Annotated in this window: 12 protein-coding genes and 1 riboswitch; of the genes, 5 read left to right on the forward strand and 7 right to left on the reverse strand. The window is 43.6% G+C overall.

Going from position 1 to position 14,940, the window contains the following annotated elements; genetic code table 11:
* Positions 1 to 19 precede the first annotated feature (19 nt).
* The 6 genes from B092_RS0112530 to B092_RS15960 are packed head-to-tail and all read right to left on the reverse strand — an operon-like array spanning position 20 to position 7,463.
* Positions 20 to 850 (reverse strand): ABC transporter permease, encoded by an 831-nt coding sequence (locus B092_RS0112530; protein ID WP_018575570.1) that lies wholly within the window; start codon positions 848 to 850, stop codon positions 20 to 22.
* Positions 847 to 1,749 (reverse strand): ABC transporter ATP-binding protein, encoded by a 903-nt coding sequence (locus B092_RS0112535; RefSeq protein ID WP_018575571.1) that lies wholly within the window; start codon positions 1,747 to 1,749, stop codon positions 847 to 849. The genes B092_RS0112530 and B092_RS0112535 overlap by 4 nt, the downstream gene beginning before the upstream one ends.
* The gene (locus B092_RS0112540; RefSeq protein ID WP_018575572.1) at positions 1,736 to 3,043 is read right to left on the reverse strand and encodes a nitrous oxide reductase family maturation protein NosD; all 1,308 of its coding nucleotides are present in this window, start codon (positions 3,041 to 3,043) and stop codon (positions 1,736 to 1,738) included. The genes B092_RS0112535 and B092_RS0112540 overlap by 14 nt, the downstream gene beginning before the upstream one ends.
* Positions 3,044 to 3,057: 14 nt before the next feature.
* Entirely contained in the window at positions 3,058 to 4,992 is a 1,935-nt protein-coding gene (gene nosZ / locus B092_RS0112545) for a TAT-dependent nitrous-oxide reductase (protein ID WP_018575573.1), read from the reverse strand.
* A gap of 59 nt (positions 4,993 to 5,051) precedes the next feature.
* Positions 5,052 to 6,755, reverse strand: coding sequence for a NosR/NirI family protein (locus B092_RS14515; RefSeq protein ID WP_232244155.1), 1,704 nt, complete (start codon positions 6,753 to 6,755; stop codon positions 5,052 to 5,054).
* Between the two features lie 6 nt (positions 6,756 to 6,761).
* Positions 6,762 to 7,463: an FMN-binding protein gene (locus tag B092_RS15960; protein WP_232244153.1), complete on the reverse strand. Its 702-nt coding sequence runs from the start codon at positions 7,461 to 7,463 to the stop codon at positions 6,762 to 6,764.
* A gap of 417 nt (positions 7,464 to 7,880) precedes the next feature.
* Positions 7,881 to 7,978: riboswitch (glycine riboswitch) on the forward strand.
* 24 nt (positions 7,979 to 8,002) lie between these two features.
* Here B092_RS15960 and B092_RS0112560 point away from each other — a divergent pair.
* The 5 genes from B092_RS0112560 (at position 8,003) to B092_RS0112580 (ending at position 13,704) form a co-directional block, all read left to right on the forward strand.
* Positions 8,003 to 8,623, forward strand: coding sequence for a trimeric intracellular cation channel family protein (locus B092_RS0112560; RefSeq protein ID WP_018575576.1), 621 nt, complete (start codon positions 8,003 to 8,005; stop codon positions 8,621 to 8,623).
* A gap of 87 nt (positions 8,624 to 8,710) precedes the next feature.
* Positions 8,711 to 9,046: a zinc ribbon domain-containing protein YjdM gene (locus tag B092_RS0112565; protein ID WP_018575577.1), complete on the forward strand. Its 336-nt coding sequence runs from the start codon at positions 8,711 to 8,713 to the stop codon at positions 9,044 to 9,046.
* A 233-nt stretch (positions 9,047 to 9,279) separates the two neighbouring features.
* Positions 9,280 to 11,379 (forward strand): TonB-dependent receptor domain-containing protein, encoded by a 2,100-nt coding sequence (locus tag B092_RS0112570; RefSeq protein ID WP_018575578.1) that lies wholly within the window; start codon positions 9,280 to 9,282, stop codon positions 11,377 to 11,379.
* Between the two features lie 79 nt (positions 11,380 to 11,458).
* A complete protein-coding gene (locus B092_RS0112575; RefSeq protein ID WP_026253780.1) occupies positions 11,459 to 13,198 on the forward strand; it encodes an ABC transporter ATP-binding protein/permease in 1,740 nt (579 codons plus the stop codon).
* A 20-nt stretch (positions 13,199 to 13,218) separates the two neighbouring features.
* Entirely contained in the window at positions 13,219 to 13,704 is a 486-nt protein-coding gene (locus B092_RS0112580; protein WP_018575580.1) for a HugZ family pyridoxamine 5'-phosphate oxidase, read from the forward strand.
* A gap of 105 nt (positions 13,705 to 13,809) precedes the next feature.
* Here the strand turns inward: B092_RS0112580 and B092_RS0112585 are convergent, their stop codons facing one another.
* Positions 13,810 to 14,874, reverse strand: coding sequence for a porin (locus B092_RS0112585; RefSeq protein WP_232244149.1), 1,065 nt, complete (start codon positions 14,872 to 14,874; stop codon positions 13,810 to 13,812).
* Positions 14,875 to 14,940: the final 66 nt, after the last annotated feature.

Below are 14,940 nucleotides of genomic sequence, written 5' to 3' on the forward strand. Positions count from 1 at the left end.
TTCCTTCTCCTGATCTGTTCTATAACTGCTTACGATTAAATACCACCACAGCTAATATAAAAGGTACAACAACCCATAAACTCAAGGCGGTGTATAACACACTGACCTGTAGATTCATTTGATCACTCAAACCAGCCATCCCCGCATATAGGGAGATATTTTCAGAGTCAACCAAATTCAATAGGCGATAAATATCGGCGGGGTTAAAGAGTAGAATACGGTTAAGCATTTCGGCTGTAATCACCTGCTTAGTGTCTGCCACCAATACCCCAATTAAGGCCATATCGAAAATCACCACCATAAATAGCCAAACAAAAAGCGCTAAGCCTGCCGCAGTGGCACGCTCTCTAACAAGCGTACTCAGCAAGTAACCTAAACTCAAAAAGCTCGCCCCCAAGAAAATACTGAGGCCAATCATGCGTGAGAAATCAAACCAAGCCGTAGTACTTGAACCACCGTGTATAAAATGCAGAACCACACCGGCCAAGCCATAACCCACGACAGTGGCAATCGCCAAAATAACAACATGGCCAATAAACTTGCCAGCCAATACCTGCCAACGAGCCACTGGATAACTCAGGAGCAACGACATCGTGCCTCGTTCCACCTCACCGACAATCGCGTCATAACTGAGTAGCAAAGCGATTAAAGGAATTAAAAAGATCGATAAACTGGATAAACTGACTAAAGTTACCGTCAAGGGATCGACCTTAACCGTTCCGGTCGGTGCCGTACCCATCATCCCTAGCACCAAGGCAAAGATGACCAATAATAAGGTCGTTGCCAGTACCCAACGGTTACGTAAACCGTCGTGAATTTCTTTAATACTAATAGACAGGATTTGCCTCATACATCCTCTCTTTCTAAATAATGTGCATAAATTTCATCTAAGCTTGGCGCATGTGTATTGACATCAAGCACCTCAGGATTTTTCAGTAAGCGACCTAATAAGGACATCTTTTCATTTTGTTCGCAATTAAATCGATATAAATTAGGTGCGATGCGCTGCCACTCATGCATCGTATCTGGCGGACTGTCTTTACTCGTCTTGACCTGAACCCGATAAGTCAGACCACTCTCGCTGCGTAAGCTTTCCATGCTGCCATCGGCAACTTTTTGACCCTGATTCATGACCAACACGCGATCAACATTGCGCTCAAGTTCGGCCAACGCATGGGTACACAAAAGAATGGTTGCACCACGCTCTCGTAACTCACGTACAATGCCATAAAACTGCTGTCGAGAAGCCGGATCCAAACCAGTCGTTGGTTCATCAAAGAGTAAAATCTTTGGATCACCTAATAAAGCTTGTGCTAGAGCCAAACGCTGCTTCATTCCCTTAGAATACGTATTAACCCGCTGCTTGGCGGCATTGGCAATACCAACCTTAGCTAGCAACTCAGGATAAGATTTATCCTTGATTTGCTTCAATTTAGCATAGAAATCCAAGGTTTCTTTGCCAGTTAAGTTCGGGTACAAAGACACCACCTCGGGCAAATAACCGATATCAAAGCGCAATTTGACCGACTGACTCCCAGAAGCCTGATGCCCTAATAGACGAACCTCACCCTCACTCGGACTGATGAGACCTAAAATTAACTTCATTACGGTACTTTTACCAGCACCATTATGACCAGCTAGGGCCACACATTCACCCTCTCGTAAAACCATGTCCAGCGAGTCAATAACGGTGCGCTTCCCATAGCGCATCTTGACCTTTTCAAGACAAACTAATTCATTGGCGCTCATGCAATAACTCCTGTAATTTTTGATAGCTAATGCTCTCTGGCATTTTCATAATCGGCGTACTATCCATCAAGCCACCAGGCAATAAAGCCGGAAACTGTGATTGGGCCCAACGCACCACGGCTACCGCCGGACTATTTAATAAAATTCGACTGCTCGGCGCTCGCCAGACCACCTGGTCAATGATGTCATTAGGTCGATAAGCGGTATCGGAAATCCCGTCACCATCTAGGTCAAAACCGCTATGATCACTCCAGTAATTACCTCTACCCTCATGACTCCAATCCTCATAGCGCGTACCTACGTACTTAACTTGAGTCTGGTTATAGACAAAGGCATTATCATAAATAACGTTACCTTGTGCTGCACCGGTATAGTGAATGCCTATTTCACATTGTTCAAAATGATTATTATGAATCTGATTAATATTAGCGTTATAAAAATAAACACATTTTTCAGCTTGATAAACTGAGTTACCCTCAACCCTAGAGTGATTGGCATAGTTCATCATGATGCCTTGATCTCTACTATTTAGTGAGATATTACGCAAGGCTTGGATACGATCGGAGAACATGATCGCATAGCCAATATTATTATCGATAGAAATATTATCTGACACCTCACTATCGTTGGTGTACATATAGTGCACGCCGTAGCGCAAGTCTTTAAACGTATTACCAGAAAAAGTATTTTGCTTACTATAGTTGGTAAAAATACCGTCACGACCATAATGGATTTTATTATTAACGATTCGACTACCTGGTGAGTTCCAGATGGTCACGCCATTACCACGTTCGGACATTCTTAAATCTTGGTTACCCGTAATGTAATTTGCATTAACCAAGACATTGTCTGGTCCCCAAACATAGACCCCGACTAAATTATCCAGTAACTGATTATTTTCAACCACAGCACGATCGGCTCCTTGGTCTAAAAAAATAGCAGCATCCATTTCTGACAAGCTGAGTCCAGATTTAGTCACGGTCAAATTACGTACAGTAACATCGGCTGACTTGACCCACAGTGCTCGACCTTTGCGCGCACCATTGATGATGGCGCTGAAATCCTCAGGACCAGTCAAGGTGATGCCATCAACCTCAACAACAAATTGACCCTCGTACTCACCCGAGCTCAATTGAACTGTATCACCGGACTGCGCCGAGTCCAGGATGGCTTGTAAATCATCACCCTCCTGAACCACATGCACAGCACCGTAGGCTATTGACTGTGCAAAAACCACAGTCAATAGCCCAACAGATACTAGACTTAAAAGACGTTGCCATCTAAAAAAAGTCATATATCGCCACCCATTTAAGCCTTGGGATTCACGTACATTTGCCCAGACATCTCCATGTGTAAAGCATGGCAGAACCACTGACAATAGTACCAATGAACACCTGGGCGTGATGCTACGAAGGTGACAGAGGCTGTTTGCCCTGGAGAAACCTCCATGGCAATACCATGATTTTCTAGCGTAAAGCCATGGGTCAAGTCCTCAATCACTTCAACGTTAGACACAATCACTGTCACTTCATCACCTTGATTGACGGTAAAATTATTCAAACCAAATTGGGGCGCAGTTGATGTCATATACACACGCACCTTATTACCATCTCTGATTACTTCATTGGCAGTATCTAAATCAAGACCATCTGCCTCAGCTTGCTTTCTCGCTGTCGCCCATTGTGGGTCATCACGATCCCAGATATTTTTAGGGTTTACAAAGCGTCGATGCACCAGCAACATATCATGTGGTTCAGCAAAGCTCGGCACGTCTGCTACTAATTTCATCTCATCACCGGAAATATCAATTAACTGATCATTTTCAGGTTTTAACGGACCGGCATTAAGGAAACGGTCTTTAGAGAATTTATTCAATGACACTAGCCACTTACCATCGGCATCTTTAGTTTCACCCATCGTACTATGGTTATGACCTGGCTGATAGTGAACATCTAGTTTCTGAATCACTGGTTCCACATCTTCACCCGCATATTGACGCTTAGCTAAATCAATATTCCACTTAACCATCTGGCTGTCAATAAAAAGTGTGGTGTAGGCATTACCACGACCATCAAAGGCAGTATGTAGAGGACCTAAACCTAATTGAGGCTCAGCCACCACACAATCACGTGGCTCGATCTTGTCATCAAACAGGTCATCCAAAGTACGTACATCAAGTACAGTCACTGTCGGTGAAATCTTACCGTTAAGCATCACGTGAATACCATCAGGCGCTGCGTTACAACCGTGAGGTGAGTTAGGTACTGGGATATAACGTGTGTAAGGCGAACCTTTGCGACCATTAACTACCTTAACACCATTAATCTCTTCGTAATCACCCTTTTCAATGGCTTCTTCAATACGTTTGATATTAAAGACCACAACCCAGTCTTGCTCATAAGCAGAAGACTCAGCCAAGCTTAGCCCTTGTTCACCGTTATAGCAAGTTGCAAATGAATATTTACCTTGGTAGTCTGCATCACCGTTATCAAGGTTACCGTCAACTTTGACCTGCCACGCAATCTCCATGGTTTCACCATCAACCGCAGTATAGACAGCAAAGAAGTTTTCCTTGTGATTATCCATCACGGTACCGTCGTTAGGTAGAGGTACGATATGCTCACCGTTAGCAAACACATAACCGGTCTTAGGATAACGTTGTGGACGTAAACCATGCACTGCGGCAACGTTAGGAATCTCAACAATCTTGTCCGTTTTCATCACATCACAACGAACACGCGCTACTCGGTTATTGGCCTTGTCATTAATATAAATATAGCGACCATCATAGGTTCTATCAGTAAATGACATATGCGGGTGGTGAGCGTCACCGTTAGGCATACAACGCAGGTTTTGATCTTTTAAAAACTGAGCTGTTTGTGGTGTGATATTGCCATTAAGTACTTCTAGGCTTTCATTAGTACGGCCCCAACCGGTCGCGCTACACATATTGAAAACCGGAATACGCATGATCTCACGCATTGATGGTAAGCCCATGATGCGGATCTCACCAGACTGACCGCCGGAGTTAAACGCATAGTATTCGTCTAGCTCACCTGGACCAACTAAGTGATTCAAACCGCCTTCCTCACCTTTAGATTGAGCTAAAGCCTCCTTACCCCCCAACATCTTGGGCAACCCCATACCGCCGGCAAAGCCTGCGGCACCAGTAGCTGCTGCTGCACCTAAAAAGCGACGACGCTTCATTTCTAGAATTGGTTGTTTCTCATTCTGATCTTTCATCATAGACCTCATAGATAAATGTGCATAAAGCACGGTAAATAAAACTAATGAACGACATACTATTCATCGTCTTCTTTCTTTTTGGGTTTTGCTTCAAAAGCGGTGGCATTGGGCATAAAGCGCAACACCTCTTCATTAAACACCGGCTCTTGCTTCGCTTGTTTACCCGGTGCCGGGCGACGGCGACGCTTAGCCGAACGTTGAATTAATTCAGGACACTTCTTCTCATGGTGATAAAGCATCTGACAGTGCAAACACTGTATACACTCATTAGGTTCGATAGGCCCCTCAGGCGTAATCGCATCCACCGGACACTCCACTGCGCATCGTTGACAGGGGTCACCGCACATTTTGTAACGACGTAACCAATCGAAAATACGTAAACGCGCAGGAATAGCCAAGCCTGCACCTAAAGCACATAAGTATCGACAGTAGAAACGTTCAATAAATAGCCCTGCAACCAATAGCAAGACAGCAAAAGTTACAAAAGGCCAACTACGGAAAAACTTCAGAATAATGGCTGTTTTAAACGGTTCTACTTCTGCAAGCTTCTCTGCAAACGCCAAGTCGTAGAGCGAAAAGCCGAATAAAGCAATAAAAATAACGTATTTAATCGCTGCCGCTCGGTGGTGAATAGCGTAAGGCACCTTTACTTGCTTGATTTTCAGTTTTTTAGCTAATTTATTGAGCAATTCTTGTAACGATCCAAATGGGCATAACCAACCACAAAACGCGCCACGATTCCAGAACACCATAGAGATGGCTGTTGCACACCACAAGATAAAGACAATGGGATCCATCAGGAAGTACTCCCAACTGAACTCCGTCCGTAACGAGGTGGTAAAGGTCAAGACATTAACTACGGATAACTGTGCATTGGCGTACCAACCGATATAGAACAGACTGAACATCAAAAAGCCAGTACGAAAATAGTTATAGAACTTCTCATGCTTAACCAATTGGTGCTGGAAGAAGAAGACAAATAAAAGCACGACTAGCGCCAAACTCACCACAGCAATTTGATGGACTTTAGATTTCCAGATAATTTGCCAGAGAGGAATCTCGTCTGCAAACATATCCGCAGGACCAGCCGCTTGGTGCTCAATAGGACCGACAACCTCTGCTGGGGGTACAGCTTGAGAAATTGCAGAGGTTGCCGGAGGGGGCTCTACTTTTTCAGTTAGTACAGGCGCTGATGGATCATCAATAGTATAAATTGACGGTACTTGATAATTTAATTCGACTGGCAAGAAAATTTTCTCATGCACCGTAATTTCACGCTGCACTAACAATTGAAAACGCCACATTTCTGTCGGATCAAAGAAATCATTTTCTTCAGACACGAAGAACAATCCCACTTCCTTGAAGTGCGGTGAACCATCAGCCAGAACATCATAAAGGCGTCGATGTTGTAAATCGGTAAAACGGAAACTATGTAAGCCCTGGATAATATCAAAGCGGTCAAACACACCACCTCGTACATAACCAGAGCCCTTAAATGAGTAGAGGCCATTACCGGCGATCAGAATTGCTTGCTGTCCCTCTTTGAGTCTGGACTGCATATATTCATACTCGGACTCGCCCAAAAGACTACGACCAATTGAAGGTACCGAAACCACAGCGGTATAAATATCGAAGAATGTATCTTCAGGATTACCTGATTGTGGCTTATCACCGGCACCCGGACGACCGGACTCCTCGAACAGTTGGTTAACTTCGCCAATCGTCATATGTAGATGACCAACGGCCCCTTCTTGAACCAAGGTGTCCTAAGATTTTATTTCTAACAAGTCTTGATTAATCACCTGTGGCGTTGGTTCTGCTTCAGTACTACTAGCAGCTAATGCAGCAGCCTCTTGTGACATACCGATTTGATAGGCTTGACCCAAGATGCGTGAGGAACGGAGGATACTATCGCCTATCACCATGAGAGTGACAGTCGCCCCACTTATCATGTCTACTGGTGGCGGTGAACCAATAGGCAACGGATTTTTAATGAAGTTCATACCAATGTAACCTTCAATAAACTCTACCATCCGAGATTCCGGAATACCAATCAAAACAATCGGTTCATGGTGTTCAACTAATTTGGCACCAACAATAGCGCCATCATTATCCAAGGCAACTAAAGTATCAATAGGCTTACTTGAATAACCGCGTGTATTGACAATATCAGTCGTCAAATACACATAACCGACTGCATCTTGTCCTTTAAAAACGCGAGCAATCGGTAATTCATCACCCTCGACAGGACCATAGCCATCAGCCCCCGGGAATATGTCAGCGGCTTGTACCTTAGGCAAAAATGCAGCTAAACGGGAATCCGCTTGCGCAATAGAACTAAAAAACATACAGGAGAAAAGCAGCAGCAGACTCACAACAATTCGCCTGAAAAACTGCAAATACGATGGTGATTCAACCATAGCTGAATGACTGAAACCATTTAATTGACTATGTTCGGGATGTTCCAAGGTTCTCTCCTCTGCTCCTGTGAAGAAAAGCTGCTTGAGGCAAACGCTGCTTCTTAGGAATTTCACTATCAAAATCATAACATATATTATAAATACATGTTATATATAAATAAAAAAGGTGCGCACTCAAGCCAAAATTTACTTCGCTCGCAACCTCTAATGATCTATGCTTAGTATGACAAAAATTGCTATGAATGTGAAGAGCCAAATAAATAAAATTGATCTATAACAAAAGCCTCTCAAGAAGCGGTTGAAGATTCTTATTTATCTTTTGTTTTATTGATGGCCAATTCAAATTCTCAGCGAAATCCTCCACACTAACGTATAATCTACTGCTGTCGCAGGAGAGTGGTAACCACCTACCCGCCGAAGGCGAAAACTCCCATAAACGCTCAGGCTCAAGCACTGCACAGCTCGTATCCGCCAACTGGAGAGCGGTTGTCAAATCAACCCACCGAAGGGGCAAGTGGCGCCAGCTACACAAACTCTCAGGTACCAAGAACAGAGGGAGTGGCATAACAATCACTAGGATTTATTAAATGCTAACCTATATTTTTGTTATTGCTATTACTGCAGAAGCCATGTCCGGCGCCCTTGCGGCCGGCCGTCGTAATATGGACTTGTTCGGTGTCGCTTTAATCGCTTTTATTACCGCCTTGGGTGGCGGAACCGTACGTGATATGTTGCTTGGCAACTACCCTGTCACATGGACTCAGCACCCCTTTTATATCTACATCACTATTGGTGCCGGCTTATTCACCATTATCATCGCTAAGTACATGCGCAAACTCAACAGGATTTTCTTATTAGTTGATGCCATGGGTTTAGTAGCCTTTACCATCATCGGCTGCAATGTCGCCATGAAACTCGACTATACTCTGCCGGTGGTGGTTATGGCCGGAATTATCACGGGGATTTTTGGCGGCATTTTGCGTGATATTATGTGTAACCGTACACCACTCGTACTGCGTCACGAACTCTATGCAAGCGTGTCTTTTATTGTTGCAAACTTCTACTTGCTTTTGATTTACTTTGAAGTTGATGAGAATCTGACCCTTGTACTGCCTTTTATTGTGGGGCTTAGCTTACGCATGGCAGCACTTAAATGGAAGTGGTCCTTGCCGGTTTTCACCTACTCACCGGATCGTTGGGATAACTAGCACCCTACAAAACAGCTTTCTTCAATATCGCCTATACTATATGATTAATTACTATAAGTTTTAATTATTTTTTAGATGGAGATAGTGATGAGTTACCCTGCCTGTCCTAAATGTCAATCAGAGTTCACCTACAGTGATGGCATACAGCTTGTTTGCCCCGAATGTGCGCATGAGTGGCTTGAGTCCGAAGAACTAGTAGAGCAAGATGACGGCTTAAAAGTACTGGATGCACATGGAACACCCTTGGCAGATGGTGATGACGTAACCCTTATCAAGGACTTGAAGGTCAAAGGCAGTTCGATGATCATTAAGCAAGGTACTCGCGTCAAATCTATCCGCCTCCAAGAAGGTGATCACAACTTTTCCGGTCGTGTAGACGGTCAAGCAATGGACTTGAAGTCTGAGTTTGTCAAAAAGTCCTAATCAATTCTAATCAAAATGAATAGACGAGCCCCTTCGTCTATTCGATCAATCTGCTAGTCAAATCAAACCACCGCTAATTAACGATAAAGCGATTAAAAAGCGGAATTAGCCATTATTAAATCCTGCGCAAAGCATTATTGTGTGAAATTTTTTTTCAAATTAATTTACAATGGCATAAAATTCTAAATAGAAATCATTCTTATTATCATTAATGTTCAGTTATTGAGGTTTTGATGCGCGTAAAACTATCAGTACTCGTTGTTGCGAGTGCTTTTTCCATGCCTGTTTATTCACAAGGCTCCTCTTCCACTTCTCAGTCAACTCCAGTCGTCGAGCTGATTGGTATTAATATACAAACAAGTGCTAATCCCACCAACAATCAGTTAGACGAAGAAGACCTGCAAATAAAAAATGCCGGTAATCCACAGCGTGCTTTACGAAGCATGCCGGGTGTATTTACCAATCAACTGAGTAACCAGCCGGGTATTGAGATTAGTATTCGTGGTTTAAGCGGCTATGGTCGAATCAATAGTATGATTGACGGGGTTCCGCAAAACTTTAAAAACGTTGCCGGTCACAGTTCTACCGGGAACAATCTACTTTATGTCCATCCTGAGTTATTAGCCGGAATTAGCGTCACCCGCGGTGTAGTTAGTGGTGCTCATGGTACCGGTGCATTGGCAGGTGCGGCAAATATGCGCACGCTTAGTGAAGAAGACGTTTTAACCTTTGGCAATACTGGCGGTCTAACCAGAATGCGTTTTGGCAATAACGGCGCTCACGCTTCGGGCGTTGCCGCAGTCGGCCATCGCTTTACCGGTGTAGGTGGCGATGACGGCACTCTCAGTATCATTGCCGCAGGTGCCTACAAAAACGAGGGCAACTATAAAACAGGTGATGGTTCCAAGTTAGCTGACAACCGCTCATCAGACAACTCTCCAAAAGGCGGCTTGGTTAAAATGCGCTTTAAGCCCAATGACAGACACCAATTTGACTTAGGCAGCGTATGGTACCGCAATACATTTAATAACTCTAATTACGAGTGGGACGTTGATAACACAACCGTCACCGCTGATTACGCTTACACACCCAACAATCCACTAATTTCATTTAAAGCCCAAGCTTATTATAATCAAACAGTACTAGATTATGCCGACCACATTGGTGGTACCTATGCCGGTAGACGCATTGATAATGACACATGGGGTATCAATATTACCAACGACTCCGTTTTATCAGTGCTGGATCCCTATGATTTGCTTTTGAGTTATGGTCTTGCATGGGATCACAACAGCTACGCACCCAAGAAAAATCGCGGTGGTAACCACCCCGGCAAAATAGATAAAGGCAGTGTGTTCTCCAACCTGCAATGGACATTCGGTCGTACAACCCTACTAGCCGGTCTACGCTATGATCACTATCGTCTCAACGGTTATCGCCCGCCCTATGCCGCTGGTCTAGCCGGTTGCCCAAGTGGCGGAGGCGCTTGCGGTGATTCTTGGGAAACAACATCTGATGGCAAATTACTACCAAGTATTGGTTTCCAGTTTGACTTAACCGAGCAGTGGAGCTTATACGGTATGTACGCACATACTTTCCGTCCACCCAGCACCCATGAGGTTTTCTATGCAGGAACTCCCTTTGGTGACGGTATAGGTAACGGTCAAGTTAATAACTTGGCTCTCAAAGGTGAAACCAGCGATGGCTTTGATTTTGCTGTTTCTTATCAAAATAACAATGTATTTCTTGATAACGACAACTTAAATTTCCGCTTAGGTTATTTTAATAACCGCATCAAAGACTACATCTTCAATGATATGGGGCCTGTAGATGGTCTGAGTTACCCTGCCATCATGTGGATTAACTCGACCAACGATGTCCGTATGCGAGGAGTCGAATTAAGTGCGGGCTATGACGCCGGTGTAGCCTACATCAACCTGTCATATTCGCACAGTAAACTAACTGATCAGCCAATTGGTTTCGGCACAGGATTCAATGGTGGTAATGCGACTTTAGCACCTGAAACTATCTGGACTCTCGACGTTGGTACCAGACTATTTAATGAGCGCGTAAATCTGGGTGCTCAGGTTCGATACTTTGGCAAAAGTAAAGCAGCAGCCGGACAGTTTACCGGCAACTCACACTGGGATGATTTACCGGGCTACACACTTGTTGATCTATATGGCAATTTCAAAGTCAACAAGCATATTGACCTATTTGTCAACGTAGAAAACCTCTCAGATCGTCACTACGGCTATGCCGGTTCACAGGATTACAGTTCTTTAGCCGGACGTGGACGCACTGTCAGCGCAGGTATACAAGCCCGCTTCTAAGCATTAGCAAAAAACCAAAACCACTTTCAAAGACAGTATTTGAAAGTGGTTTTCTCTTTATTTTTCAAAAACACATTATATGCAACGATTCTTTTATCCCTTCTTCCGACTAATGCGTTTATGCACGCATAGTAAAGCCGGAGCCATTGGGATTGCTCAATTTATTTTTGTCTTGTTACTGAGTTTAGTGGGGCTTGCCATCTCGCTTCGCATGATTCGCTGGAGTAATGACTTTTATAATGCACTTCAAGAAATTAATGGTGAAGAAATTATTCATCAAATCGGTATTTTTGTGCTCTTAGTGCTCGCTAGCGCCACACTACACCTAGTCGGTAAATACGTACAAAACTTATTAGAAATACGTTGGCGAAAGCTATTAACTACTGCGGTCGTAAACCGTTGGTTAACTGACCATCAACATTGGTACCTCAAACTTGATAGCAATTCAGAAAACATTGATAACCCGGAGCAACGTATTGCCGAGGACTGTCGCATCTTTATCCATCTGACCGTGACCCAAGTACACGCGTTAATTATGGCTATCATCTCCGTGGTATCCTACTTTGCTGTTCTATGGTCATTATCTACCTTTGCACTATCCTTTACGGTGCTTGGTTATGCTGTTGAAATCCCACGCTACATGGTATGGGCGGCTCCTCTCTACGTCTTGATATCCAGTGGTGTAACTCACTATTTAGGTTCACCATTAAGAAACCTCACGGTCAAACAACAGCGCCGTGAAGGTGACTTTCGCTACGCCCTCACTCATGTCCGTGATTCGAGTGAGGCTATTGCACTACAGCGCGGTGAAAAGCAAGAACATAAGCACCTAGCTAATTTATTTAAAGCCATTGAAGAAAACTGGCGTCAATTAAACATTCGTAATCTTATCTTAGGCTGCTTTACCCGCCCTTACTATCAGACGGTACTGCGTATTCCCATGTTTTTAGCGTTACCTGCCTTCATCGTCGGTAAAGTCACTTTAGGTGGTCTGATGCAGTTAGCCAGCGCATTTACTAATGTGGTCACTACCCTCTCATGGTTTATTTTCTCTTATCGAGATTTGGCAGAATTGGCCGCATCGACACGCCGTCTTGATCAATTACTCAAACAGCTTGATAACAATTTATCCGAAGGCTCGGACTACACACTGCAGGCTGATAATCATCTATCAATCAGGAGCGTGCAATTATATACACCAACTAAAAAACCTTTACTATTCGTCGAGTCTCTTGATATTCATCCAGGCGAACGTGTATGGTTACAGGGAAATTCGGGTATAGGCAAAAGTACCTTACTTAAATCTATTGCGGGTATCTGGCCTTTTACCAAGGGCGAGATACACTCTCCACAGCAAAAAGACAGTCTTTATTTACCACAAACTCCCTATATTCCTAAACAGGGTATTTTGGCCGCCTTATGCTATCCCTTAGCTAAAGAAGAATTAAGCCATGAAAAGGCTGAAAAACTACTAATGGCTGTTGGCTTGGAGCACTTGATTGATAAGTTGCCACTTCCTCAGGAAGAGCAACAATCCATATTAAGCGCTTTATCTGGTGGTGAACGGCAGCGTTTAGCCTTGGCGCGAGCTATTTATTTAGCACCAAAATGGTTATTTTTGGATGAGGCAACAAGTGCATTAGATGCCAATAGTGAGAGCAAAATTCTCCGTATCATTGCAGAGAAATTACCTGATAGTGCCATTATTTTACTCTCACACCATCAACCACAAGGTTTTGATTACTCTCGCCATATTGTCTTTGAAACTGATACTCAAAGCAATCCGGACAAGAATACAGAAAACCCAAGTTTTAGTTAATTTTTAAAGAAGGAATAGTGATGTCTGAACAAGATAATTTAGTACCACAATTGCAGCAATTGCTGCGTACTAAGCGCAGTGCCTCTCTTGCCACACTGACCAACCAAGGCGAACCTTTTGCCTCAATGGTGCCCTTTGCCATTGATAAAAAAACGGCCAATTTGGTCATTCATATCAGTGAATTTGCAGCCCATACACGCTACATACAACAGCGTCCGACTGCTTCATTGATGATTTGCACCAGTGAAGAAGCGGACAAGCCTGTGCACGATCTCTCACGCGTGACTTTTGCAGTCAAGGCCACAGAACCTGAACGTGATAGTGAAGAATGGAGCTACTATCGTGATATTTATTTAGAACGCTTTCCTGATGTAGAGTTTATGACCCACTTCAAAGATTTCCATTTCTTTGTCTTGGAAATTACTCGCGTCAGACAAGTCGCAGGATTTGGGGCAGCCAAAACGCTCAATGTTGATGACGTTAAAGAATTGATTCAGAAGCTGTAATTTCAAATTAAAAGGGGCTTTCAAAGCCCCCTTCTATCACAAATCTTTATTACTATTTTCCAACTGATTACTCAATATCGACACTGAACACGTTTTTCTTTTTTACTAAAAACGATGGCGGATACCAACACTGACTAACCTCGATTTCAACCCATCTTGAAAGAATGCATTTTTAGCATAAGAGGCGTAGGTATATAAATTTGTGCGTTTCGACAGTTTATAGCTATAACCTAGGGCGAAAACATTTTGTTTTTCCAACTCATCACCCACTAAGTAGACGGATTTGCTACTAATCGCCGCTCTTCTTGGATCGGCCATCCGCCAAGCAGCACCGATTTGCCCATTACCCATTGGAATAGCTAGACCTACATGATATGAATTCAAGTCAAAGCCTTCAGCCGCTACGAAGCTACCAGTCTTTAAATCACCCACGTTGCCCCCGGCAAACCAACCGTCTTTGGTTTTACCAAAACCAAGAGACAAGGTCAGGGCATCAAAATCATAGGACATACCGGCAGCCCATGCTTGAAGCCTATGACTCATACCCTCTTTTTTTAGTCTAATCCTGTCATAGACAAGAAAAGCCTTGACTGCCCCTTGGTTATAACGCAAACCTGTAGTGATGGCCTTATCATCGGTACTACCTTCTTCACCATCAATGGTGGAAGAATAACCTATACCTCCTTGAAAACCAGAGATAGTTGGGCTTTGATACATAACCATATTGTCATAACGCACAGAATCTAAAGAGCTGAATGCCATCCCAATTGATAATTGGTTATAACTGGAACCTAATGGATCCAGGATATTTTTCCCGTACTTATTGGAAATATTGGTCTGCCGTCCAAACTCTAAGCGCCCCCAGTCTTTATTGGACAGTCCCAGGGTACTCTGACGACCAAATAATCTACCACCTTGCTTACTTTCGCCAGTCAAAAGGTTAAACCCGCTTTCGAGTTGAGCAACTACAGTGGTTCCATTACCTATATCTTCTTCAATTTTTAAACCCCAACGACTGCCAGGTTGTCCGGCATCAATGGCGCCGGTTTTTGTATTTGAGTAATAACCTCCATGTAATGGCCCACTCACTTTTTCATAGGCGTAACCAGCAGTCACCGACCCGTATAAAGTAACACTTGTGTCCGCCTGTGCCGTTGTAAAAGGTAGCACACACAAAGCTCCACATAAAACAAAATTTTTTCTCATAAAATAAACCTTTATTAACTATAAAAACCC

It is taken from the genome of Oligella ureolytica DSM 18253 (genome assembly GCF_000373745.1).
In the GTDB taxonomy this organism is placed as follows: Bacteria; Pseudomonadota; Gammaproteobacteria; order Burkholderiales; family Burkholderiaceae_B; genus Oligella; species Oligella ureolytica.